22 protein-coding genes are annotated in these 21,509 nt (G+C 69.1%); 17 read left to right on the top strand and 5 right to left on the bottom strand.

Going from position 1 to position 21,509, the window contains the following annotated elements; all coding sequences use genetic code 11:
* Positions 1-4 precede the first annotated feature (4 nt).
* Positions 5-319 (top strand): hypothetical protein, encoded by a 315-nt coding sequence (locus tag GWG54_RS06585; protein WP_167937021.1) that lies wholly within the window; start codon positions 5-7, stop codon positions 317-319.
* Here GWG54_RS06585 and GWG54_RS06580 read toward each other — a convergent pair whose 3' ends face one another.
* Positions 320-1,612: a TIGR00341 family protein gene (locus tag GWG54_RS06580; protein WP_167937020.1), complete on the bottom strand. Its 1,293-nt coding sequence runs from the start codon at positions 1,610-1,612 to the stop codon at positions 320-322. It abuts the gene before it with no gap.
* 141 nt (positions 1,613-1,753) lie between these two features.
* On the opposite strand from GWG54_RS06580, the gene GWG54_RS06575 reads away from it, so the two are divergent.
* The 7 genes from GWG54_RS06575 (at position 1,754) to GWG54_RS06545 (ending at position 10,205) form a co-directional block, all read left to right on the top strand.
* Positions 1,754-2,302 (top strand): ribbon-helix-helix protein, CopG family, encoded by a 549-nt coding sequence (locus tag GWG54_RS06575; protein WP_167937019.1) that lies wholly within the window; start codon positions 1,754-1,756, stop codon positions 2,300-2,302.
* A gap of 134 nt (positions 2,303-2,436) precedes the next feature.
* Positions 2,437-3,642 (top strand): Nramp family divalent metal transporter, encoded by a 1,206-nt coding sequence (locus tag GWG54_RS06570; protein WP_167937018.1) that lies wholly within the window; start codon positions 2,437-2,439, stop codon positions 3,640-3,642.
* On the top strand, positions 3,639-5,732 hold the full coding sequence (locus GWG54_RS06565) for a hydantoinase/oxoprolinase family protein (protein ID WP_167937017.1): 2,094 nt from the start codon (positions 3,639-3,641) through the stop codon (positions 5,730-5,732). The genes GWG54_RS06570 and GWG54_RS06565 overlap by 4 nt, the downstream gene beginning before the upstream one ends.
* On the top strand, positions 5,729-7,396 hold the full coding sequence (locus tag GWG54_RS06560; protein WP_167937016.1) for a hydantoinase B/oxoprolinase family protein: 1,668 nt from the start codon (positions 5,729-5,731) through the stop codon (positions 7,394-7,396). The genes GWG54_RS06565 and GWG54_RS06560 overlap by 4 nt, the downstream gene beginning before the upstream one ends.
* Positions 7,389-8,120: an aspartate/glutamate racemase family protein gene (locus tag GWG54_RS06555; protein WP_167937015.1), complete on the top strand. Its 732-nt coding sequence runs from the start codon at positions 7,389-7,391 to the stop codon at positions 8,118-8,120. The genes GWG54_RS06560 and GWG54_RS06555 overlap by 8 nt, the downstream gene beginning before the upstream one ends.
* Before the next feature lie 54 nt (positions 8,121-8,174).
* Positions 8,175-8,792, top strand: coding sequence for a GTP-binding protein EngB (gene engB / locus GWG54_RS06550; protein ID WP_008420420.1), 618 nt, complete (start codon positions 8,175-8,177; stop codon positions 8,790-8,792).
* 168 nt (positions 8,793-8,960) lie between these two features.
* Positions 8,961-10,205, top strand: coding sequence for a polysaccharide deacetylase family protein (locus tag GWG54_RS06545; RefSeq protein WP_245242756.1), 1,245 nt, complete (start codon positions 8,961-8,963; stop codon positions 10,203-10,205).
* 33 nt (positions 10,206-10,238) lie between these two features.
* On the opposite strand, the gene GWG54_RS06540 is transcribed toward GWG54_RS06545, so the two are convergent.
* Positions 10,239-11,075 carry a molybdopterin-synthase adenylyltransferase MoeB gene (locus GWG54_RS06540; RefSeq protein ID WP_167937014.1) on the bottom strand — a complete coding sequence of 279 codons (837 nt, stop codon included), beginning with the start codon at positions 11,073-11,075 and terminating at the stop codon, positions 10,239-10,241.
* Positions 11,076-11,191: 116 nt separating this feature from the next.
* On the opposite strand from GWG54_RS06540, the gene GWG54_RS06535 reads away from it, so the two are divergent.
* From GWG54_RS06535 to GWG54_RS06520, 4 genes are all read left to right on the top strand, one after another.
* Entirely contained in the window at positions 11,192-11,377 is a 186-nt protein-coding gene (locus tag GWG54_RS06535; protein WP_008420409.1) for an HVO_0416 family zinc finger protein, read from the top strand.
* A 98-nt stretch (positions 11,378-11,475) separates the two neighbouring features.
* Positions 11,476-13,341, top strand: coding sequence for a UvrD-helicase domain-containing protein (locus GWG54_RS06530; RefSeq protein WP_167937013.1), 1,866 nt, complete (start codon positions 11,476-11,478; stop codon positions 13,339-13,341).
* Positions 13,338-14,405 carry a M24 family metallopeptidase gene (locus GWG54_RS06525; protein ID WP_167937012.1) on the top strand — a complete coding sequence of 356 codons (1,068 nt, stop codon included), beginning with the start codon at positions 13,338-13,340 and terminating at the stop codon, positions 14,403-14,405. Before GWG54_RS06530 ends, GWG54_RS06525 begins: the two co-directional genes overlap by 4 nt.
* A gap of 83 nt (positions 14,406-14,488) precedes the next feature.
* On the top strand, positions 14,489-14,938 hold the full coding sequence (locus GWG54_RS06520) for a response regulator (protein WP_167937011.1): 450 nt from the start codon (positions 14,489-14,491) through the stop codon (positions 14,936-14,938).
* Positions 14,939-14,986: 48 nt separating this feature from the next.
* On the opposite strand, the gene GWG54_RS06515 is transcribed toward GWG54_RS06520, so the two are convergent.
* Positions 14,987-15,235, bottom strand: coding sequence for a hypothetical protein (locus tag GWG54_RS06515; protein WP_167937010.1), 249 nt, complete (start codon positions 15,233-15,235; stop codon positions 14,987-14,989).
* A 112-nt stretch (positions 15,236-15,347) separates the two neighbouring features.
* On the opposite strand from GWG54_RS06515, the gene GWG54_RS06510 reads away from it, so the two are divergent.
* Positions 15,348-15,971: a riboflavin synthase gene (locus GWG54_RS06510; protein ID WP_167937009.1), complete on the top strand. Its 624-nt coding sequence runs from the start codon at positions 15,348-15,350 to the stop codon at positions 15,969-15,971.
* A 9-nt stretch (positions 15,972-15,980) separates the two neighbouring features.
* Here the strand turns inward: GWG54_RS06510 and GWG54_RS06505 are convergent, their stop codons facing one another.
* Positions 15,981-16,994: a PrsW family intramembrane metalloprotease gene (locus GWG54_RS06505; protein ID WP_167937008.1), complete on the bottom strand. Its 1,014-nt coding sequence runs from the start codon at positions 16,992-16,994 to the stop codon at positions 15,981-15,983.
* A gap of 122 nt (positions 16,995-17,116) precedes the next feature.
* Between GWG54_RS06505 and GWG54_RS06500 the strand changes: the two genes are divergently transcribed.
* From GWG54_RS06500 to GWG54_RS06490, 3 genes are all read left to right on the top strand, one after another.
* Positions 17,117-17,272 carry a hypothetical protein gene (locus GWG54_RS06500; protein WP_167937007.1) on the top strand — a complete coding sequence of 52 codons (156 nt, stop codon included), beginning with the start codon at positions 17,117-17,119 and terminating at the stop codon, positions 17,270-17,272.
* 135 nt (positions 17,273-17,407) lie between these two features.
* Complete coding sequence (locus GWG54_RS06495) at positions 17,408-17,785, top strand: hypothetical protein (RefSeq protein ID WP_167937006.1); 378 nt, start codon at positions 17,408-17,410, stop codon at positions 17,783-17,785.
* A 76-nt stretch (positions 17,786-17,861) separates the two neighbouring features.
* Entirely contained in the window at positions 17,862-19,295 is a 1,434-nt protein-coding gene (locus GWG54_RS06490) for a DUF402 domain-containing protein (RefSeq protein WP_167937005.1), read from the top strand.
* Positions 19,296-19,298: 3 nt separating this feature from the next.
* Here the strand turns inward: GWG54_RS06490 and GWG54_RS06485 are convergent, their stop codons facing one another.
* Positions 19,299-20,285: a bile acid:sodium symporter family protein gene (locus GWG54_RS06485; protein WP_167937004.1), complete on the bottom strand. Its 987-nt coding sequence runs from the start codon at positions 20,283-20,285 to the stop codon at positions 19,299-19,301.
* Between the two features lie 201 nt (positions 20,286-20,486).
* Between GWG54_RS06485 and GWG54_RS06480 the strand changes: the two genes are divergently transcribed.
* Positions 20,487-21,386, top strand: a complete 900-nt coding sequence (locus GWG54_RS06480; RefSeq protein ID WP_167937003.1) for an acyltransferase — start codon at positions 20,487-20,489, stop codon at positions 21,384-21,386.
* Positions 21,387-21,509 lie beyond the last annotated feature (123 nt).

Genomic DNA, 21,509 nt, shown 5'->3' with positions numbered 1-21,509 from the left:
GCCGATGAAGGGGCCAGGGATCCTCTGGATGCTCCAGACGGCGGCCGGCTTCTCGATGGCCGGGCCGCTGTTTTACCTCGGGAGCAGTCACCTGTTCTCGGGGCGGTACGTCTGGGGCGCGGGCTTTCTGCTCTGCGGACTGCTCGTGCTCTACTTCCCGAGTTACCTCGTCAACCGGATCGGCGGACCGCGGACCTGGATCCGCCGACGGCTCGGCCGCGGCGACGGAGCGAACGAGGACGCGACGGAGTCCGGCGACGCGACCGACGGGAGCGGGATCGGGGTTCGGTCCCGCCTCGAGAAGCTCCGCGGCCGGTGATCACTCCTCGAGGATGGTGACGTACCGGATCTCGATCTCGACGTCGTCGGTGGCGTGTTGCTCGACTCGCTCGCGAATCTCCGTTCCTAATCCCGGCGCGGTTTCTCCGGGGGGACCGCCGACAGTGATAACCGCCTTCCGGGGGCTCTGTATCGGGTAGTTCTCGTCCATCATGACCTGGATGTCGAGCAGCTGGTACTGGGCGTACGCCTCGGCCTCGAGCGCGGCCGTCACCTCCTCGTTGACGTCCTCCTCGAAGTTCCCGGCCTGGTACGAGGAGTACGTGATCGCGCCGAGAAACACCGCGAACACGAGGACGATCACGACGAGGCCGACGACGCGCTTTCGAACCCGCTTTTCGGTCTGGCCGAGTTCGAACAGCGACTCCGGTCGATAGCCGAGATACCACAGGGTCAACAGCCCGGCGAGGTTCACCGAGAGCACGTTGACTAACACGAGCGCGGTCGAGCCGATCGCAGCGGCGGGTTGTCCCCAGGCGATCGCGACGCCCGCGGCGGCGGCGGGTGGAATCAGCGCCGCCGCGATCATGACCCCGACGAGCGCGACCGAGATTCCGGTCGCGATGCTCACGATCCCCGCGACGCCGGCGCCGAGCGCGACCACCAGCGAGAGCAAGTCCGGCGCGAGGCGCTCGGAGATCTCGCCGACCTCCGAGATGTCGAGTCCCGGCGGAACGATGTTCGTGACCTTGACGACCCATGCGAAGACGGCCGCGGCGCCGATCGCGAAGACGATCCCGACGATCTGGTAGGTCACGCTCTCGACGAACAGCTCCTCCTCGTCGATCACCGAGCCGACGCTGGCACCCAGCGCCGGCCCGATCAGCGGCGCGATCACCATCGAGCCGACGACGACCGCGGGCGAGTCAAGCAACAGTCCCGACGTCGCGACGAGGGAGCTAATGATCGTCATCGTCGCGAAGACGGCAAACGTCGGCGTCAGCGACTCCGCCTCGGTCTCGAGCTCCTGCCGGGAGATCCGGTCGGACTCGACGTCTCCCTCCTCGTACTCCTCTCGAAGCGCCTCGAACCGCCTCGAGACGACCGTTTCGGCGTCGACGACGACCGTGTACGCGTCCTCGCCGACGCCGGCGTCTTGCAGCTCGTCGAGCACCGGTTCGACGGCCGGATCCGGCAGCGGGAAGTACACGACCGCCGCGTACTTTCGATCACTCTCCTCGTCGGTCACGACGTAGTCGACGCCATGATCCTCGAGCGCCTCGAGGATCGTCCGTCGCTTGCCCGTCGGAACCGTCAGCTGTACGAGCCGCACGTTCCGTAGCTCAGAACCCCCGTCCCCATAACTTCGAACATTTCGACTGCGGAGCGACCCGGGTTCGTCGGGCGGACCGTCCCGGTCGTCGCTCTCGAGGGATGCGTGAGCTATACCTGTCCCGCGTTCGTCCGGCGCCGTATGAGCCACCGGGTAACGGTCTCGCTCGACGACGACGCGCACGCGGCCCTCGAGACGCTCGCCGGCGAGACGGGGAAGGGACGGAGCGAACTCGTTCGGCGCGCGCTGTCGTTTTACGCCGCCAACTTCGAGGCCGCGAACGAACGGCCCAGCGACAACCTAGAACAGTATTACCGAATGCTCTCCTCCGGCGAGCACGTCCTGCTCGACGTCGACTTCCTGCACGCGTTCCTCGAGCACTGCTACGCGGGCGGGGATCCGGATCCGGCGTTCGTCGAGGCGGCCGACCGCGTCTCGGACTACCACGCCCGGGAGTACGAAACTCGGTTCGAGGACGTCGGCGACCTCCTCGAGTGGCTCGCGTTCTGTGGCTTCCTCGAGGTGCGCGACGAGGCCGACGGCGTCTATCACGTCGTCTTTCCCTCGGAGTCGATCCAGTGGTTCATGACCCGCTTTATCGAGCGCAGCACGACCGAACTGCCGACGGCGCTCGAGATCGAACGGGGCGTCTCGAAGACGATCATCGCCGAGCGATCGGACAGCGAGTAGCTCGCCCCGCGGTGTGGCGGGCGCATCCGTCTTCATACTCGATCATACCGAACGGCATCGACGGTGCAGCCGTATGAGCGCGTCTCAACAACCCTTATGCAGCTCTCGGAGAGCGAAGGGTGTGTGCACTCACCATGGGTATCGCAGACAGGCTGAAGGCGATCGGACCGGGCGCGCTCGTCGCGGCGGCGTTCGTCGGCCCCGGAACCGTCACGACCGCGAGCGTCCTCGGCGCGGAGTACGCGTACCTGCTCGTGTGGACGATCGCGTTCTCGATTCTGGCGACGATGGTGCTCCAAGAGATGAGCGCGCGGCTCGGCCTGATCACCGGCGAGGGGCTGGGCGAGGCGTTCCGGAGCGAGTTCGAGCACCCCCTCGCGAAGGGGGCGACGGTCGCGCTCGTCGTGAGCGCGATCGGGATCGGCACGGCGGCGTTCCAGACGGGCAACATCGTCGGCGGCGCCGCCGGTCTCTCGACCATTACCGGAATAAGTGAAAACGTCTGGGGACCGCTGATGGGACTGGTCGCCGCCGCGTTGCTCTGGACGGGCAACTACGAACTGATCGAGCGGGTGTTCGTCGGCCTCGTGGTCGTCATGGGGCTGGCGTTCATGCTCAACGCCGTCGTGGTTCGTCCGGACCTCGAAGCCCTCGGGAGCGGCCTCGTCCCGACGGTTCCCGAGGGGTCGGCGTACCTGATCGCCGGCCTCGTGGGAACCACCGTCGTCGGCTACAACCTGTTCCTGCACGCGAGTACAGTTCAGGAGCGCTGGGACGGCGCGAGCGATCTCGGCGAGTGTCGCACCGACACGATCGCGATGGTCGCCGTCGGCGGGGTCATCACGACCTCGATCGTCGTCACGGCGGCCGCGGTGTTTCCCGCCGGCACACAGATCGCCGACGTCGGCGAGATGGCCGACCAGCTCGAGCCCGTCTTCGGCGGCTACGCGCTGACGCTGTTCGCGATCGGGCTCTTTGCCGCCGGTTTCACGAGCTCGATGAGCGCGCCGCTTGCGGGCGCCTACGCGACCGCCGGGGCGCTGGGCTGGGAGCGAGATCTGCAATCGAACCGCTTTCGCGCGATCTGGGGAACGATCCTCGCGGTCGGGATCGTCTTCTCGGCGCTCGATTACAATCCCGTCGAGGTGATCGTCTTCGCGCAGGTGGCCAACGGTCTCCTGCTCCCGATTCTGGCGGTGTTCCTCATCTACGCGATGAACAACGACGACCTGCTCGGCGAGTACACCAACAGCACGCTTCAGAACGTCCTCGGCGGACTCGTCACGCTCGTCGTGGTCGGTATCGGTCTGCAGACGCTGTACGACGTCCTCGTACTATGAACGACGCACACGACACCTCGGAGAGACGGACGGTATCGGCGAACACCACCGCAGCGGTTACAGACGGCGGAGCGCCCGCCGCCTCGAGCGAGACCCGGATCGGCGTCGACGTCGGCGGCACCTTCACCGACGTCGCGCTGTCGGTCGCTGACGACCTCGTCACCGCGAAGGTGCCGACGACCCCCGACCAGCACGTCGGCGTCCTCGAGGGGATCGCGAAGGCCTGCGACGAGACGGGGATCGACCCGAGCGAGATCGACGCCTTCGCCCACGCGATGACCGTCTCGGTCAACGCCTTGCTCGAGCGCGGCGGCGCCCGGACGGCCCTGGTGACGACCGCGGGCTTTCGCGACGTCCTCGAGATCGGCCGTCAGGACCGCCCCGACCTGTACGATCTGGAGGCCGAGAAGCCCGATCCCCTCGTTCCGCGGCGGCGACGGTTCGAGATCGACGAGCGAACGACCGCCGAGGGGGTCGAGCGATCCGTCGACCCCGAAGAGGTACGGGAGCTCGCGGCGACGCTTCGGGAGCGAGACGTCGAGAGCGTCGCGATCTGTCTGCTCCACGCCTACGCCGATCCCGAGAACGAACGCCGCGTCGCCGAGATCCTCCGCGAGGAACTCGAGGGTCCCGTCTCCGCGTCCCACGAGTTCCTCGCGGAGTTCCGCGAGTTCGAGCGCACCTCGACGACGGCGGTCGACGCCTACGTCCGGCCCGCGATCGACCGCTACGTGGGGCGGCTGGTCGACGAGGCCGCCGACGCGGGGATCCCGGCGCCGCGGATCATGCAGGCCAACGGCGGGATCGCCGACCCCGAGACGGTTCGCGAGCGCGCGGTGACGACGACCCTCTCGGGGCCGGCCGCGGGCGTCGTCGGGGCCGCGGCGACCGTCGACGACGCCGACGTCGAGGGACTCGTCACCTTCGACATGGGCGGCACCTCGAGCGACGTGAGCCTCGTCCGCGACGGCGAGGCAGAGCGAACGACCGACGCCGAGATCGACGGCCTCCCGATCCGAACCCCGATGGTCGACGTCGATACCGTCGGCGCTGGCGGTGGGTCGATCGCCTGGGTCGACGCGGGCGGCGCCCTTCGAGTGGGACCACGATCGGCGGGCGCCGAACCGGGTCCCGCCTGCTACGGGAACGGCGGCACGGAGCCGACCGTCACCGACGCCAACGTCGTGCTCGGCTACATCGGCCCCGACACGGCGCTGGGCGGCGAGATGACCGTAGACGTCGACGCGGCTCGCGAAGCGCTCGCGGGGCTCGCCGACGAGGCCGGCCTCGAGAGCGCGCTCGAGGCCGCACGCGGGGTCTACCGGGTCGCGAACGCGACGATGACCCGGACGATCCGGTCGGTGACCGTCGAGCGCGGCCACGACCCCCGCGAGTTCGCGCTCGTCGCCTTCGGCGGTGCGGGTCCGATGCACGCCGCGGCGCTGGCCGACTCGCTCGAGGTCGACCGCGTCGTCGTCCCCCGTCCCGGCGGGGTGCTCTCGGCGTTCGGCCTGCTTGCGGCCGACGAGGGCTACGACGCGGCTCGAACGGTCCGCACGCCGCTTGCCGCGGCCGAGCCGGACCGGCTCGAGGGAGTCTACGACGACCTGATCACGGACGTCCTCGCGGACGCCTCCGACCCGGACGCCGCGACGGTCGATCGCGCGGCCGACTGCCGGTACGCGGGCCAGAGCTTCGAGCTGACGGTCCCCGTTGACGACTCGTTCGACCCGAGCGCGGTCGGGGAGCGGTTCCACGCCGCCCACGAGCGGACCTACGGCTACCGGATGGACGAGGCCGTCGAGGTCGTCACGCTGCGGGCGTCGGCGACCGTCGCGGGCGCGTCGCCGACCGTCCGCCACGAGGGGGGCGGCGATCCCCGAATCGGCACGCGGGAGGCGCACTTCCCCGACGTCGGCGCGGCGGAGACGGCCGTCTACGACCGCGACCGTCTGGAGCCCGGCGCGACCGTTCGGGGTCCCGCGGTGCTCGAGCAGGCCGAAAGTACGACCGTCGTCCCGCCCGCGTGGGAGGGCGACGTCTACGAGGACGGAACGCTCGCGATGACGCGAACGGAGGACGACCGATGAGCGGACGTACCGACGCGACCGACGACGGTATCGACCCGGTCACGCTCGAGGTGTTGCGCAACCAGCTAGAGGGCGTCGCCGAGGAGATGGGCCAGACCCTCATCCGCGGGGCGTACTCGCCGAACATCAAGGAGCGACGGGACTGCTCGACGGCGCTGTTCGACGCCGACGGACGGATGATCGCCCAGGCCGAGCACATCCCCGTTCACCTAGGCGCGATGCCCCAGGCGGTCGACGCCGTTCGCGAGCGCGACCCCGAGCCCGGCGACGTGTTCGTCCTCAACGACCCCTTCGCCGGCGGCACCCACCTGCCGGACGTGACGATGGTGTCGCCGATCGCCCCCGCCGCGGAGTCGCCGGGGGACAACGGACGCGAGGACCGCAGTATCGTCGGCTACGCCGTCTCCCGGGCCCACCACGCCGACGTCGGCGGGATGGCCCCCGGCAGCATGCCCGCAGGGGCCCGCGAGATCTACCAGGAGGGGCTCCGAATCCCACCCACGCGGCTCGTCGCGGACGGCGAGATCCGCGAGGACGTCCGCTCGCTGGTGCTCGCGAACGTCCGCAACCCCCGCGAACGGCGGGCCGACCTGCGGGCTCAACTGGCGGCCAACGACCGCGCCGCCGACCGACTCGCCGACCTGTTCGACGAGCACGGCCGGGAGACGGTCCTCGAGGGGTTCGACGCCGTCATCGACTACTCCGCCGAACGGATGCGCGAGCAGGTCCGGGCGCTGCCCGACGGCACCTACGAGGCGAGTGACGTCCTCGAGGGCGACGGGATCACCGACGAGGACGTCGAGATCAGCGTGGCGGTGACCGTCGACGGCGAGGCGATCGCGGTCGACTTCGCGGGGACGGCGGCCCAGCTCGAGGGCAACCTCAACGCTCCCCTCGCCGTGGCGACGAGCGCGGTCTACTTCGTCGTCCGCTGTGTTACCGACCCCGAGATCCCGCCGAACGAGGGCTGTTACGAGCCCGTCTCGGTTCGGGCTCCCGAAGGGTCGCTGCTCAACCCCGAGGCGCCCGCGGCCGTCGTCGGCGGGAACGTCGAGACCAGCCAGCGGGTGACCGACGTCGTCTTCGCGGCGCTGGCCGAGGCGGCGCCCGATCGGGTTCCCGCGGGGAGCCAGGGGACGATGAACAACCTCACAGTCGGCGGCCGCGACGGCTCCTTCACCTACTACGAGACCATCGGCGGCGGGTTCGGCGCTCGAGCAGAGCGGGACGGGATGGACGGCGTCCAGGTCGGGATGACCAACACGCTCAATACGCCCGTCGAGTCCATCGAGACGGAGTACCCGCTCCGGGTGGAGCGCTACGCGCTGCGGCCCGACAGCGGCGGCCGCGGCCGACAGCGAGGCGGACTCGGCCTCGAGCGGGCGCTCACCGTCGAGACCGAGGCGACCGTCTCCCTGCTGACCGAGCGCCGTCGTCACGCCCCCGGTGGCGTCGCGGGCGGCGAGGACGGCGCCCGCGGCGAGAACCTGATCGACGGCGAGTCGGTGCCCGCGAAGACGACCGTCGACGTCGAGCCCGGGACCACGGTGACGGTCCGGACCCCTGGCGGGGGCGGTCACGGCGATCCCGACGAGCGCGACGCCGACGCGCTCGTGGCGGACCGCGCCGACGGAAAGCTCACCGAGGGCGGCGCCGATGAGTGATCGGACGGGCGATCGAGCGGTTCGACTGGGGCTGATCGTCCCCTCGTCGAACACCACTGCGGAACCCGAGTTCCGTCGGTTCGGACCCGACGGGACGACCGTCCACGCGGCGCGGATGCCCCTCGAGTCGGTCACCGTCGACGAACTCGACGCGATGAGCGACGACGCGGTTCGGGCGGCCGAACTGCTCGCCCACGCCGCCGTCGACGCGGTCGCGTACGCCTGCACGACGGGCAGCCTGATTCACGGCCCGGGATTCGACGCCGAACTCGAGGCCGACCTGGAGTCCGCGGCGGGCGTCCCCGCCGTCGCGACGGCCCGTTCGGTGGTCCGGGCGCTCGAGGCGCTCTCGGCCGATCGGATCGCCGTCGCGACGCCCTACACCGCCGTCCTCGACGAGAGGGAGCGGTCGTTCCTCGAGGCGGCAGGGTTCGAGGTCGCGGCAATCGACGGCCGCGGAATCGCGGCCAACACCGAGATCGGCGCGCTCGAACCCGCGGACGCGCGCCAACAGGTGCTCGAACTCGCCGCCGAGGGCGTCCTCGAGGACGTCGACGCCGTCTTCCTCTCGTGTACGAACTACCGGTCGCTCGCGGCGGTGCCGGAACTCGAGGCCGAACTCGGCGCCCCGGTCGTCACGAGCAACGGGGCGACGCTGTGGGACGTCTGCCACGCGGCCGACGCGACGGTCGAGGCTCCCGGACGGCTCTTCGAGCGGGCGTAGGTCGCGCCGTCGCGCTCGCGGTGCTTATATCCCGGGGCGCGACTACGGCTACACATGTTCGATACGCGTCCCGACCGCGAGGCGGAGGTCGCCCTCGTCGGTCGCTCGAACGTGGGCAAGTCCACGCTCATGCGCGAGATCACCGGCCACAGCTTCGACACCGGGGGCAAACCGGGGGTTACTCGTGAACCGAACCACTTCGACTGGGCCGCCGAGGACTTCGTCGTCACCGACCTGCCCGGCTTCGGCTTCATGAGCGGCGTCGACGAGGACCGCCGCGAGCGGATCAAGACGGATATTGTCCGCTACCTCGAGGAGTACGCCGACAACGTCCTCGTCGGGATCCTGGTCGTCGACGGAAAGAGCGTCATCGACATCATCGACCGCCACTCGGGGCCCGACGAGATCCCCTACGACGTCGAGATGTTCCACTTCCTGCGCGACCTCGGGATCCCGACGGTCGTCGCGGTCAACAAGATGGACAAGGTCGACGACCGTGACGAGCGCCTGAACGAACTCTGCGATCGGCTAGGGCTGCTCCCGCCCTGGAAGCAGTGGCAGGAGACCATCGCGCCGATCACCGCCAAGAAGGGACGGATCGGCCCCCTGAACGAGGCCGTCCGCGAGCACCTCCACGAGCACAACCGGGACGATCTGTTCAAGTTCTTCTAGTCCTCGACCGAGGTCGGACCCGTTCGGACGGCCGAGGGGGCTCCGGGTCCGCGGACGGCGGCGAACCGGGCTCGATAGCACCGAACCCCTCGGGTTATGCGGTCGTTTCTCGCTTCGCGGAGCAGTTAGAAAAACGATAATTATCCCGGGCGGGAGCATCGGTGCGGTATGGACAACCGTCAACGAGTTGGAGTAACCAGTCGGCGCGGACTCCTGGGACTCGGCGCCGGGGGGCTGCTCGCGCTGGTCGGCGCCGGGACGGGCGCCGCGAGCGGCGAGACCGACGACGGGACGAACGGACGGGTCGTGTTCGTCTACGACGACAGCCGGCGCGCGGACTGGGAGCAGACGTTCCCGGTCCACCGGGAGGAGGAGGTCCCCGCCTGCTGTGCCGCGGTTACCGAGTACGTCGGTACGAGCTGGGGGCTGCTCCCGGAACACCTCCGGGAGATGGAGTCGGCGGGCTGGGAGATCATGTCCCACACCGCGAGCCATATCGTCGTCGGCAACCTCTACCTGACCGCCCCCGCGGCGCCGGACGACGAGCGCCTCCGGGTGAACGGGAGCTTCCTGGCCGACCACGACGGCGAACCGATCGCCGTCGGAACCGACGAGGGTACCGTCGAGAACGTCGTCGCCGGCGGCGGCGAGGACGACGACGGCTTCTTCCTCGAGCTCGAGGAACCGGTCGGCGAGGCGTTCGCGGCCGGGGAGACGTTCGTCCGCGTCGCCGACGAGCGGCTCCGCGAGGAGGTCGTCGGCTCGAAGGACGCGCTCGAGGAGATGGGCGTCGGCGTCGATCACTTCGTCTCCCCGTTCGGCCGCAGCGAGGGGCTCCTCGAGGAGTTCGTCGAGGAGCACTACGCCGGCTTCGCGAACCGCGAGGGGAACGGGCTCAACGAGATCGCGGACCTCGACCCGTACGAGCTCGGCCGGACCAGCATCGACGGCCCATCCTCGAGCGAGTCCGACATCGAGGCGTTCTACGACGAGGTCGCCGCCGGCGACTCCCTCGGGATCGTCGTCGGTCACAGCCAGTTCGAGGAGACGACCGCCGAACGGATTCGCTTCGCGATCCGCGCGGCGAAAGCGCGCGACCTCGAGATCGTCACCCTCCGCGAGGCGCTGTCGGATCTCGGCGTCGGCCCCGCGGAGACGTCCGGAGGCGACGGCGAGACCGCGGCGGACGACGACTCGGGAGGAGAGTCGGACGCGGAGAACGCGTCGGGGACCGCCTCGAACGGCGACGACTCGGGGACGGATCGTCGGGCGAGCGCCGACGAGGAGGGCGTCGCCTCGACGATCCGGGGCAACGGCCCTTCGATCGCCGCCGGAACGGGGCTGCTGGCGACGGTCGGTCTCGCGGGACGGGCCGCCTACCGCCGGCTGAACGGCCCGGACGGCCCCGACTGAGCGCGGTCGCCGACTCGAGGCGCTCGGGACCGGTCAGTCCGCCGAGACCGAGCAGCTTCCCTCGTAGGCGACGTCCTCGACGGAGTCGATCTCCGGGTCGTCGCCGCAGACCGGACACTCGGGGTTCGCGCGGACGTCGACGGAGTCGAAGGTCATCCCCATCGCGTCGTACATCAGCAGGCGCCCCTCGAGCAGGTCGCCCGCGCCGAGCAGGTACTTGACGACCTCCGTCGCCTGGATGCAGCCGACGGTCCCCGGCAACACGCCCAGCACGCCCGTCGTGGCGCAGTCGGGGACGGTTCCGGGCTCGGGCGCCTCGGGGAAGATACAGCGGTAACACGGCGGATCCTCGTCGCCGCCGCGGTCGTTCGTGAACGTCGTCACCTGTCCCTCGAAGCGGTAGATCGCGCCGTGAGAGAGCGGCGTCTCGGCGAGCACGCAGTGGTCGTTGAGCAGGTACCGGGTGCCGAAGTTGTCGCTGGCGTCGAGGACGACGTCGTACCCGTCGACCAGTTCGTCGACGTTCTCGGCGGTGATGCGGGTCTCGTCGGTCTCGACGTCGACGTCGGGGTTCAACGCCGCGACGTAGTCGGCCGCGCTGTCGACCTTCGGCCGACCGACGTCGCCGTCGCCGTGGACGATCTGGCGCTGCAGGTTCGAGCGCTCGACGACGTCGTCGTCGACGATCCCCAGGCGACCGATGCCGGCGGCCGCGAGGTACTGGATCGCCGGCGATCCCAGCCCGCCGGCGCCGACCACGAGGACGCTCCCCTCGAGCAGCCGCTGTTGGCCCTCGGGTCCGATCTCGTCCATGATGACGTGTCTCGAGTACCGATCGAGTTGCGTCGCGTCCAGGCGGAGCTCGCTCATACCGGTCCTTCGGGCGAGACCGGGAAAAGTTCGCGGGTCGTTGCCCGCTCCGGAGGTTCCGGCAGATTCCCGGACGAACCATGGCCTTTAATACCACGGTTCTCCATATCACGGGTATGGCAACCTCACCCAATGGTGCCGGTGACGATGTCTTCGACGAATTCCTCTCGGACCGCGGTCACACGGTAGAGCGAGCAGGGTGGGAGCAGGAGTATAACAAAAAGCAGTGTCCGGACTGCGGCGGACTCCACGAGGAGTCGGCCACCGACTGTACCGTTTGCGGATGGACGCCGGCCCGGTAGTCGGGCGGGCGAACCCGAGCCGATGATCTTCGGCTCGACGGCGGTTTCTCGGGCCTAACCCGCGTCACTTATGGGTATTGCGACCTTGAACAGCTACAATGGCTACTACGGAGACGAAGGTCACCCGGTTGTTCGGTGGACCGGGGAGCGGGAAGACGACCGCGCTGCTCGATCACGTCGAGGAGATCCTCGAGCAAGACGGGGTCACGTTCCGAGATATTCTCGTCGTCTCGTACACTCGAGCGGCCGCACAGGAGGTTCGCGAGCGACTGGCCGAGCGCCTCGACGAGAGCCCGCGCGCGCTGCAGGGCAACGTCTGTACGATGCACGCGAAGGCCTACGAGCTGCTGGATCTCTCCCGGAGCGACGTCATCGGCGAGTCCGACAAGGAGGAGTTCTGCGACGAGTACGGCATCGAGTACGAGGACGAGTACTCGGGTGCGGGACGGCGCACCGCCCGCTCGACGACGATCGGGAACAAGGTCATCGCGACGAGCCAGTGGCTCCAGCGGACCAGCCGCGAGGTCTCCGACTGGTACGACGTCCCCTTCCAGTGGGACGACGAGGAGGTTCGGCTGCCGCCCGAGATCGACGACCGCGCCCAGGAGGGCAACAAGTACACGCCGACCTGGCCCTCCGACGACGACCGGATCGACGTCCCCGAGGCGATCCGGGGCTGGCGTAACTACAAGGGCGAGCAGGGGAAGATCGGCTTCGCCGACATGCTCGAGCGCGTCAAGCAGCGTTCGCTGCTGCCAAGCGTCGACTACCTGGTGATCGACGAGTTCCAGGACATTACCACGCTCCAGTACGACGTCTACGACGAGTGGAAACCCCACATGGAGCAGGTCCTGATCGCCGGTGACGACGACCAGGTCGTCTACTCCTGGCAGGGCGCCGACCCCGCCCTGTTGCTCGAGGAGGAGGTCGACGAGGACGTCATCCTGCCCAACTCCTACCGGCTTCCCTCGAACGTCCTCAACGCCGTCAACAAGGAGATCCGCCACATCGAGAAGCGCCAGGACAAGGACCTCAAACCCCGCAAGGAGGGCGGTTCGGTCGAGGCCCGCGCGAACGCCTCGATGCTCGATCTCGTCCGGATGGTCCGGCGCACCCTCGTCGAGGACGACGGGACGATCATGCTGCTGTTTCGCGCCCGGTACCAGATGTTCCAGTTCATCGACGAGTTCATCACCGAGGGCGTGCCGTTCCGCTCGCTGACCGACCAGCGGATGTGGACCGATCGGCTCACCCAGTACGTCCGGGCCGTCGAGGCGATCGACGACGGCGAGGACGTCACCGGACTCCAGGCCCGCCGGCTCGCCGACATGCTTCAGGATTCGGCGTTCGGAACCAACGAACGCGACGGACTCTTCGACGAGATCGACGAGCGCCAGGAGGAAGCCGGCATCGAGGACCTCGAGGACCTCACCGTTCCCGCCGACGTGATCGAGGATCACGCCCCGTTCATGCCCGGGCCCGCCTCCGCGGGCGATATGGTCCGGAAGGTGACGAACTTCCAGAAGAAGAGCATCCGCTCGTACTTCAACATCGGCGAGTACCAGGGGATGGACACCGATCGGGTTCGCGTCGGCACCATCCACTCCGCGAAGGGCCGTGAAGCCGACCACGTCTTCGTCGCGACCGACCTCACCGAGAAGGTCGTCGAGCAGATGGTCGCGACCGTCGACGACCCCGCCGACGTCCCCGGCTGCGAGGAGTTCACAAAGACGACCTCCCCGGTGCCCGTGCTGACCGACAACGAACGACGGGTCTTCTACGTCGGCATGTCCCGGGCCCGCGAGCGACTGTTCATCCTCGAGAACCTCGTCGACGGCGCGCCGACGCTACCGATCGACGTCCTGCTCACCAACCAGCTGACCGACCTGACCCTCGAGGAGCTGCTCGAGCAGGCCCAGGCGCCCGACGGCGAGGCCGACGAACTCGAAGCCGAAGCGCCGTGACCGGCGACTCGCCCCTCGAGACCGCCCTGGTCGACGCCCTCGAGCGTGAGGACGCGACCGCGTTCGTCCACGTCGGCCCCGCCTGCGATCCGGCGATCCGGTACTGCCTACCAGCGCCCGAACTCGAGCGAGAGCCTGAGCGAGGCCGTCACGCCGTCGCCTTCGACGGTCGCGAGTGGCGCGTTCGCTCGGCAGCCGACACCGGCGTCGATCCGGCCAGCGCGCTCGCCGACGGGCTCGCCGCCGACGGGCTCTCCGGGACGGTGCTGACGCCGGCCCGACTCCCCCACGACGCCGCGCTCTACCTCGAGGACGCCGGGTTCTCGCTTTCCTCCACCGACGTCGTCTCCCGCGCGAGGGCGACGAAGACCGACGCGGAGCGGTCCCGAATCGAGGACGCACAGGCGGCCGCGGGCGCGGGACTCCGGCGAGGGGCCGCCGCGCTCGCGGGCGCCGAGGTCGTCGACGGCCGACTCCGCCTCGAGGCCGAGGACCTGACCGCGACGCGGCTCCGGACCGCGGTCGACGAGGGAATCGTCGCCGCTGGCGGGTTCCCCGACGGCGAGACGAGGGTTTCGATTCCCGGCGACGACCACGTTCGCCCGGGCGAACCGATCGTCCTCGAGGCCGCGCCACGGGAGCCGTCGGGGTATCACGGCGCCCTCGGCCGAACCTTCGTTCGGGACGGCGAGGGCGGGAGCGAGCGCCGCGCGCACGTCGGCGTCACCCGCGCGTTCCGGTCGGCCGCGGCGATGCTCACGGCCGACGCGCAGTCGGTGACCGCCGTCGAGGCCGACCTCGAGGCCGAGGTGCGGGCGTTCGGGTTCGAGGACGGGATCCGCACCCGCGTCGCCGGGGTCGGCCTCGAGCCCGTCGAGCGTCCGGCTCGCGGCTCCCGGACGATCGACGAAGGGGCGGTCGTTCGACTCGAGGTCGGAGTCGCGCTCGAGGCCGGACGGATCCGACTGACGGAGCTGTTCGCGGTCGGTGACGGGAACGTCGACCGACTCGGATCGGTTCCGCGGTCGCTCGATCCGGAGGGGATCGACGGCGAAGACAGCTAGTATATATCGGTTGGGTTTGCACTTTCAACCGCACCAACGTGTGTAGTGATCGGTTTTATTGGCATGTCGGACGTTTCGTTCCCATGAGAACCGTGACCGCGCCCGAACCAACCGAGATCCTCCTCGTCGAGGACAATCCAGGCGACGTCGCGCTCGTGAACGACGCCTTCGATCAGGTCGCCGACGACGTGGGGATCCGCACCGTCACCGACGGGGCCGAGGCGATGAGCTTTCTCTCGGAGCGCCGCGGAACGGACGAGCTACCGGATCTGCTGTTGCTCGATCTCAACATTCCACACGTGGACGGGTTCGAGCTGCTCGAGTCGATCCAGGGAACCGCCGACCTGACGCAGATTCCGGTCATCGTCCTCACCTGCTCGGACGACGAGTGCGACATCGCCGGGAGCTACGACCGCCGTGCGAACGCCTACCTCACGAAGCCCGACAGCCACGACGGGTTCGTCTCGCTCGCGCAGGCGATCAACGAGTTCTGGGTCAGAACCGCCAAGCTTCCGACGGCGACGGCGATGTAGCGATCGACTGACCGAATCCGTACCGATCTCGGGCGCGGTTCGTCGCGGCTACCGGTCGTTTTTCTCGTCCCCGTCGACGCGTACGGCCCCGACCACCCGTTTCGCGGCGGCGGCGGGGACGTCGGAGGGGAGCGTGAACCGTCGCTGGACGATCACGAGCGCGATCGCCAGCCCGATCAGGACCGCGCCGACGGCGGTCTCTCCGCGCACCAGGAGCAACTCGAGCCCGGCGAGCGCGGCCGGTAACGCGAGGACGAGCACGCCCGCGAGCTCGATCGTATCGATGACGCCGCCCATCGGAGTCGGCTACGAAGCGTCCCCTCAAAAGTGCGGCGGCTGTCGCTCGTCACGGAACCGAGACGCATCCGCGTTTCGGAGCGGTTTTATCCGTCGGCTCGGACGTTCGGGTATGTTCACGGGAATCGTCGAGGAGACCGGGACGATCGCCGCCCGGACCCGAACCGAGGACGGGCTTCGGCTCCGGATCGGCGCCGACGAGGTCGCGACCGGGCTCGAGCACGGCCAGAGCGTAAGCGTCAGCGGAGTCTGTCTCACGGTCGAACGGTTCGAGGACGGGGAGTGGTTCGAGGTCTTCCTGGCGACCGAGACCGTCGAGCGGACCTACCTCGGCGAACTGGCGGAGGGCGACGCGGTCAATCTCGAGCGCGCGATGCCGGCGGACGGTCGCTTCGACGGCCACGTCGTCCAGGGTCACGTCGACGCGGTCGCGACGGTTACGGGGATCGAATCGCTGGACGAGGACTGGGTATTCGAGTTCGAGCTGCCGGCGGGGTACGAACGCTACGTCGTCGAGAAGGGCTCGATCACGCTCGACGGGATCAGCCTCACCGTCGCCGACCTCGCCGCCGACGGCGACGAAACCGCCGGAACGGGACGGGTGACGGTCGCGATCATCCCGACGACCTACGAGCTGACGAGCCTCTCGGAGAAGGCGGTCGGCGATCCCGTCCACCTCGAGGTCGACGTCCTCGCGAAGTACGTCGAACGGCTGCTCGAGGCCCGCTTCGAGTAGCCCGCGTCCTCACTCCGAACGGCGGGGCGGATCGAACTCGGTCAGTTCGGCCGCGGGCGCCTCGTCGGTGTCGCCCCGAACGTCGCGGTACGTCCGCCGGTAGCGGGCGATCTTTCTGTAGAGGTAGTAGCCGACCGTCAGATCGAAGACGATCACGTAGGTCACGAACGCGAGCCCGAACCCGATCGGGTACAGCGAGGCGACGACGTCGGGGACGATCCCGACGGTGACGTTGTACGTGCCGTGGACAAACGCCGCGAGCAACAGCCCCTTCACGACGATCGGGCCGGCGTGCTCGCGGTTGAACTTCGCCAGCCCGAGGTAGTAGCCCGCGATCGCCGAGTAGATGACGTGGCCGGGGCCGACCAGGGCCCGCTGGGTCGCGATACCGGTCGCGGCGGTGATCGTACCCATCTGGGCCTCCGCGACGGTTCCCGTGATGTAGATCGTGTTCTCGATGGCGGCGAAGCCGAGGCCGGCGATCGCCCCGTAGACGGCGCCGTCGATGACGGCGTCGAACGTGGTGCTTCGAAAGGCAAAGACCCGAACCGCGAGGAGCTTGACCGTCTCCTCGACGGGGCCGACGATCAGGTAGAAAAAGAGGATCGTCCCGATCCCCCCGAGCAGCTGGAAGTAGGGCCTGGCGACGGAGTTGACGACGGCCGCGAACGTCGCGAACAGGATCGCGAGGACGAACGTCGCCACGAGCAGCCCGAGGGGTTCGTTCGTCGTGACGTCGGAGTTCCAGATAAACGCCGCAAGCAGGGCCGCCGGCACCACCGAGAGCCCGAAAAAGAGGGCCAGCCACGGATCCTCGAGCACGAGCACGCTCGGCTGGACGAGCAGGAAGGCCGTGATCGCGAGCGCGACCCCGATGACAATCGCGCGAAATCCGTACGCGATCCCGTTGTACGTCGCCACCGAGAACCGATCGAGCGCGTTTCGCGGCTCCCACGTCGAGACGTCCTGGAGATCCCTCGACTCGTCGCTGGCCCGTTCGACCGGGTCCCGCCGTCGTTTCATGCGACGGGATACTCCGCCCTGCCCGGTAATAGTTCGGAACGGCGAGTCCTAGTATGATATCAGATCTCATGATCCGTATTAGGATCGAGCTTATGTGTACTCGATCGTGAGAACGGATCACGATGTACAACGCGAGCCGCGGTATCCACTACACCGCCCCGCCGGGTCCAGAGGACGAGACCAACGAGACGACCGAGAACGCGGCCGAGTCGGCGACGCCCGCGAGCGCCGACGACGCCTCGTCGCCGGCCGAAACCGGGCTCGCCGCCGACGACTGAAACGATTCGGAAGCACCGTCTCCTGGTGGGACACGAGCCGCCCAGCGGACGCTCCGAGACTGGCGGACAGCAGACCGTACGGCGGAGCGACCGACGAACCGAACGCACAAGGGGGCGTCGTGCCAACGTCCCCGCATGCACTTCGATCAGCGAACGCAGCGGGCGCTTCGCGAGGTCGGCCTCGAGACCGACGAGCTCCGGGCCGCCTCCGAGGCCGTCGTCGCGGCCGTCGAGGAGGATGCCGACGCGCTCGAGGCCTTCTTCGACGCTCACGACGTGGTGTACTCCGATATGGAGATGGCTCACTCGAGCGCCGACTATCCCGAGCACACGGTCGACTCGCTGGACCTGACGACCCACGCCGACGAGATGCGCGGGTGGCTGCGGTTCGATACGTGGGGCGTCTACGTCGAGGACGGCCGCGTCCTCTCGGACGGCTCGGTCGAGTTGACGCTCGGGCCGACGATCCACGACCGGGTCCGGTTCGCGCCCGACCGCGAGACGCTGCGGTGATCGCCGTGTCGGCGATCGCTCCACCGCTCGCGCGTTCCGAGGAGCGCGCCCCCTCGCCGCCGACGGAGGGTCGACGATGACGACCGCGCGCGTTCGGGGGATCTACGCGACGGCGCTGACGCAACTGCTGAACGGCGACGGCCTCGAGGTCGTCCAGGCTTCCGACCCGATCCGCGAACGCTTCGAGGCGGAGTCGTTCGCGGCCGCGCCCGCCGACGTCTCGCTCGAGACGACCCGCGACCGACAGGGCGTCGAGGTGTCGGGCGACTCCGACGCGGTGGCGACGGCCGCCTCGCGCCTCGAGAACCTCGCCGTCGACACGTTTTACTGGGACGACGACGCCCCCCGCGGGGCGGTCTTCGACGCGGAAGTGCTCGAGGCCGACGGCGGGGGCGGCGCCGTCGTCGATCTGGGCGGCGGTCGTCGGGGCTACCTCGCGTACGACGACGCCGACGACTACGTCGACGCGGGCGACCGCTACCGCGTGCAGGTGCGCGAGCCGACCCCGCCCTGGGACGACGACCACCCGCGGGTCGCGCCCGCGCTCGAGGCCGCGGGCGGGCTCTGTACGCTCTCGCGGGCCCGCAGCGGCGTCTCCGCGAGCCTGTCCGGCGAGCGAGCCGAGGAGCTGGTCGGGATGACCAACCTCCTCTCGGTCGACGTTCCCGAGGGATGGGGGGTGCGCTGGCACCGCCCGGCCGCCGACGCGGACCTCGAGGCGATGGGCACCGCTCTCGAGGACGCGGTCGAGCGGGCTCGCGCGCTCGAGGCGGCGCTGTCCGACGCCCCCGAGGAACCCGGCTCACCGAGCCGGCTGGCGGCACCCGAAGAAACCCGCTGGCTCTGGTTCGGCCGCGAGTCCCGCTTCGCGCTCGACGAGCACCGCCGCGAGGTCGAGTCGACGATGCCCGGCCACCACCGGACCAAAGCGACGGACCGGGCCGCGAGCGCGGCGGTCGACTTCGCCGAAGCCGTCTGCGGTTCCGCGGGCAACGGGTTCGGCGGCGAGTTCCCCTTCGACGCCGTCTCCCAGCAGTTCGGCCCGCTCGAGGGCGACCGCCTCGAGATCGGTCACGGGAAACCCGACGGCCGCCTGATCTCGCTGGGCTACGGCGACGTCACCGACCGGGATCCGGAGGGGACGATCACCCTCGAGCGCTCGATGCGCGGGGGCGGCACCTACGACGCGCTCGGCGTTCCCAAGGAAGCGGGCGACGTCGCGGTGACGAAGTTCCGCGAGGGGCGGTGGTGGTACCCGACGACCTACCGGGACGACGAGGGGACGACGAAGGGGACCTACGTCAACGTCTGTACGCCCCTCGAGCTGTTTCCGGACGGCGTGCGCTACGTCGACCTCTACGTCGACGTGATCCGCACCCCCGACGGCGGGGTCGAGATCGTCGACCGCGAGGAACTCGAGGACGCGATCGACGACGGCCTCGTCGCGGCGCCGCTGGGGGAGAAAGCTCTCGGCGTCGCCGAGGCCGTCGAGCGCGCGCTCTCGAACTGAGACTCAGTCGTCGGCCGCCGTGGCCTCGTACCGGGGGCCGTCCGCGTCGTCGACCCGCGTGAACAGCGTCGCGAGGACGGAGCCGGAGACGTTGTGCCAGACGCTGAACAGCGCCGGAATCAGCGCGGCGACGGGATCGAAGAAGGCGACCGCGAGGGCGACCGCGAGCCCGCTGTTCTGGAGACCGACCTCGAACGCGCAGGCCCGGGCCCGCGCCTCGGGCATCCCGGCGAGCCGGCCGACGCCGTAGCCGCCGGCCAGACCCAGCCCGTTGTGGACGACGACCGCGAGGAGGACGAGCGCGCTCGCGGCGCGGATCTCGCCGACGTTGAGCGCGACGATCGCGGCGACGATCGCGGCGATCGTGAGCGCGCTGATCGCGGGAAACACCGAGAGCCCGACCCGGGCGACCGACGGCGCCGTCCGCTCGAGGGCGTACCGGAGCCCCAGCCCCGCGACGACGGGAATCAGGACGATCAGGACGATCTGCCGGGCCATCTCGGCGAACGTGACGGTGATCGACTCCCCGGCGAGCGCGACGACCCACGCCGGCATCACAATCGGCGCCGCGACGGTCGTCACCGCCGTGATCGTCACTGAGAGTGCGACGTCCCCGCGGCCGAGGTAGGTCATCACGTTCGAGGCGGTCCCGCCGGGTGCGGCCCCGACGAGGATCAGTCCGACCCCGATCTCTCGGGGCAGACCGAGCGCGGCGACGAGCGCGACGGCGAGTACGGGCATCACCGTCCACTGGGCGGCCGCGCCGACGAGCACGTCCCGCGGCCGCGCGGCGATCCGCCGGAAGTCCTCGAGGGTCAGCGTCAGCCCCATTCCGAGCATGACGACGCCCAGCAGCGGCGAGATGTAGTTCCCGATCGGAACGAACGCCGGCGGCGCGTACAACGCGGCGGCCGAGCCGATCAGCACCCAGACGACGAAGTACTTGCTGGTGAACCGTCCGATCCGCTCGAGGAGCGCGATCGACGTCACCGACCGATCACCCGCCGTGCGGTCGCGAGGATCATACCGGTCGTGGGACCGTCCCGTACAACAAGCTACCTATCGTCCCGCACGGCGCGTTCGCTCGATCGACATCGCGGCGTCCGCCGCCGTTGGCCGCCGGGTCGCGGGTTCGGTGGGACTCGAGCCGACAACCGAACTCATATCACCTCGCGGGCAAAACGGAACGGTATGACAAAGCGGGACGTCTCGCTTCCCGACGAGGCGGAAGCAGGAATGCGCGAGTTCATCGACGAGGTCGATCGGCGCCTCTCGAGCGAGGAGGACACCTGTTCGGTCGTCGAGGACGTGCTGATCGATCTCTCGGGAGACCGGGAAGCCTACGAACGCTGGCAAAACGGCGAGTCGATGACCCCCGCCGAGCGGGTTCGCCTGCAGAGCTACGACCCGTGTAACACCACCCTCGAAAGCGAGTACTACGCCGAGAAGGACGAGGAACGGTTCCGCCACTCGAAGCACATCCAGTGGCTCTGGCGCCAGTTCGACAGCCTGCCGATCGCGGACAACGTCGAGTTCGCGCTTCGGTTTCGGCGGATGCTCGCCGACCACCTCTTCGAGGAGTGTGGCGAGAACTGCCGGTTCTTCAAGGGCGTGACGTTCACGTACGGTCACAACATTACGATCGGGGACAACACCGTCGTCCACGACGACGTCCACCTCGACGACCGCGGGAAGCTGACGATCGGCGACCGCGTCTCGATCTCCGACGGCGTCCACGTCTACAGCCACGACCACGACGTCGTCGACCAGACCGAGGTCCGCAACTACCACACGATCGTCGAGGACGACGTCAGGCTGACCTACGACTCGATGGTTCAGGCGGGCAACAGGGTCGGCGAGAACGCCATCGTCGGCGCCCGCGGAGTCGTCCAGCACGACATCCCCGCCCACCACATCGCCGTCGGCATGCCCGCCAAAAGCGTCAAGATCAAACCGGGCTGGGAGGACGTCGCGGCACCCATCGAGGAGGCCGGCGTCAACCGTCAGCAACAGCGCCACTTCGAGTACGACCTCCCCGAGGACCTCGAGGTCTTCGACGAGTTCCAGCGGGATCTCCGTCCGCCCCAGTAGCGGTCGGCCCCGCCGTCCGCGCCGGAAACGGGGAGTCGGGAGCCGCCCTTGTTCAGCTGCGGGACACTGTCACGGAGCGATTGGGTAAGGAATACCCAAGTGTATTGAGACCGTATCACACGG

It is taken from the genome of Natronococcus sp. JC468, from assembly GCF_012163165.1.
GTDB lineage: Archaea > Halobacteriota > Halobacteria > Halobacteriales > Natrialbaceae > Natronococcus > Natronococcus jeotgali.
The sequence above is the reverse complement of the archived record's forward strand: the minus strand, read 5'-3'. Positions and strand labels throughout refer to the sequence as shown.

Bases quoted from the DNA above. Each gene is read 5' to 3' on its own strand.
- GWG54_RS06585 (WP_167937021.1), top strand. From the start codon at position 5: ATGAAGGGGCCAGGGATCCTCTGGATGCTCCAGACGGCGGCCGGCTTC.
- GWG54_RS06575 (WP_167937019.1), top strand. From the start codon at position 1,754: ATGAGCCACCGGGTAACGGTCTCGCTCGACGACGACGCGCACGCGGCC.
- GWG54_RS06570 (WP_167937018.1), top strand. From the start codon at position 2,437: ATGGGTATCGCAGACAGGCTGAAGGCGATCGGACCGGGCGCGCTCGTC.
- GWG54_RS06565 (WP_167937017.1), top strand. From the start codon at position 3,639: ATGAACGACGCACACGACACCTCGGAGAGACGGACGGTATCGGCGAAC.
- GWG54_RS06560 (WP_167937016.1), top strand. From the start codon at position 5,729: ATGAGCGGACGTACCGACGCGACCGACGACGGTATCGACCCGGTCACG.
- GWG54_RS06555 (WP_167937015.1), top strand. From the start codon at position 7,389: ATGAGTGATCGGACGGGCGATCGAGCGGTTCGACTGGGGCTGATCGTC.
- engB (WP_008420420.1), top strand. From the start codon at position 8,175: ATGTTCGATACGCGTCCCGACCGCGAGGCGGAGGTCGCCCTCGTCGGT.
- GWG54_RS06545 (WP_245242756.1), top strand. From the start codon at position 8,961: ATGGACAACCGTCAACGAGTTGGAGTAACCAGTCGGCGCGGACTCCTG.
- GWG54_RS06540 (WP_167937014.1), bottom strand. From the start codon at position 11,075: ATGAGCGAGCTCCGCCTGGACGCGACGCAACTCGATCGGTACTCGAGA.
- GWG54_RS06535 (WP_008420409.1), top strand. From the start codon at position 11,192: ATGGCAACCTCACCCAATGGTGCCGGTGACGATGTCTTCGACGAATTC.
- GWG54_RS06530 (WP_167937013.1), top strand. From the start codon at position 11,476: ATGGCTACTACGGAGACGAAGGTCACCCGGTTGTTCGGTGGACCGGGG.
- GWG54_RS06520 (WP_167937011.1), top strand. From the start codon at position 14,489: ATGAGAACCGTGACCGCGCCCGAACCAACCGAGATCCTCCTCGTCGAG.
- GWG54_RS06515 (WP_167937010.1), bottom strand. From the start codon at position 15,235: ATGGGCGGCGTCATCGATACGATCGAGCTCGCGGGCGTGCTCGTCCTC.
- GWG54_RS06510 (WP_167937009.1), top strand. From the start codon at position 15,348: ATGTTCACGGGAATCGTCGAGGAGACCGGGACGATCGCCGCCCGGACC.
- GWG54_RS06505 (WP_167937008.1), bottom strand. From the start codon at position 16,994: ATGAAACGACGGCGGGACCCGGTCGAACGGGCCAGCGACGAGTCGAGG.
- GWG54_RS06500 (WP_167937007.1), top strand. From the start codon at position 17,117: ATGTACAACGCGAGCCGCGGTATCCACTACACCGCCCCGCCGGGTCCA.
- GWG54_RS06495 (WP_167937006.1), top strand. From the start codon at position 17,408: ATGCACTTCGATCAGCGAACGCAGCGGGCGCTTCGCGAGGTCGGCCTC.
- GWG54_RS06490 (WP_167937005.1), top strand. From the start codon at position 17,862: ATGACGACCGCGCGCGTTCGGGGGATCTACGCGACGGCGCTGACGCAA.
- GWG54_RS06480 (WP_167937003.1), top strand. From the start codon at position 20,487: ATGACAAAGCGGGACGTCTCGCTTCCCGACGAGGCGGAAGCAGGAATG.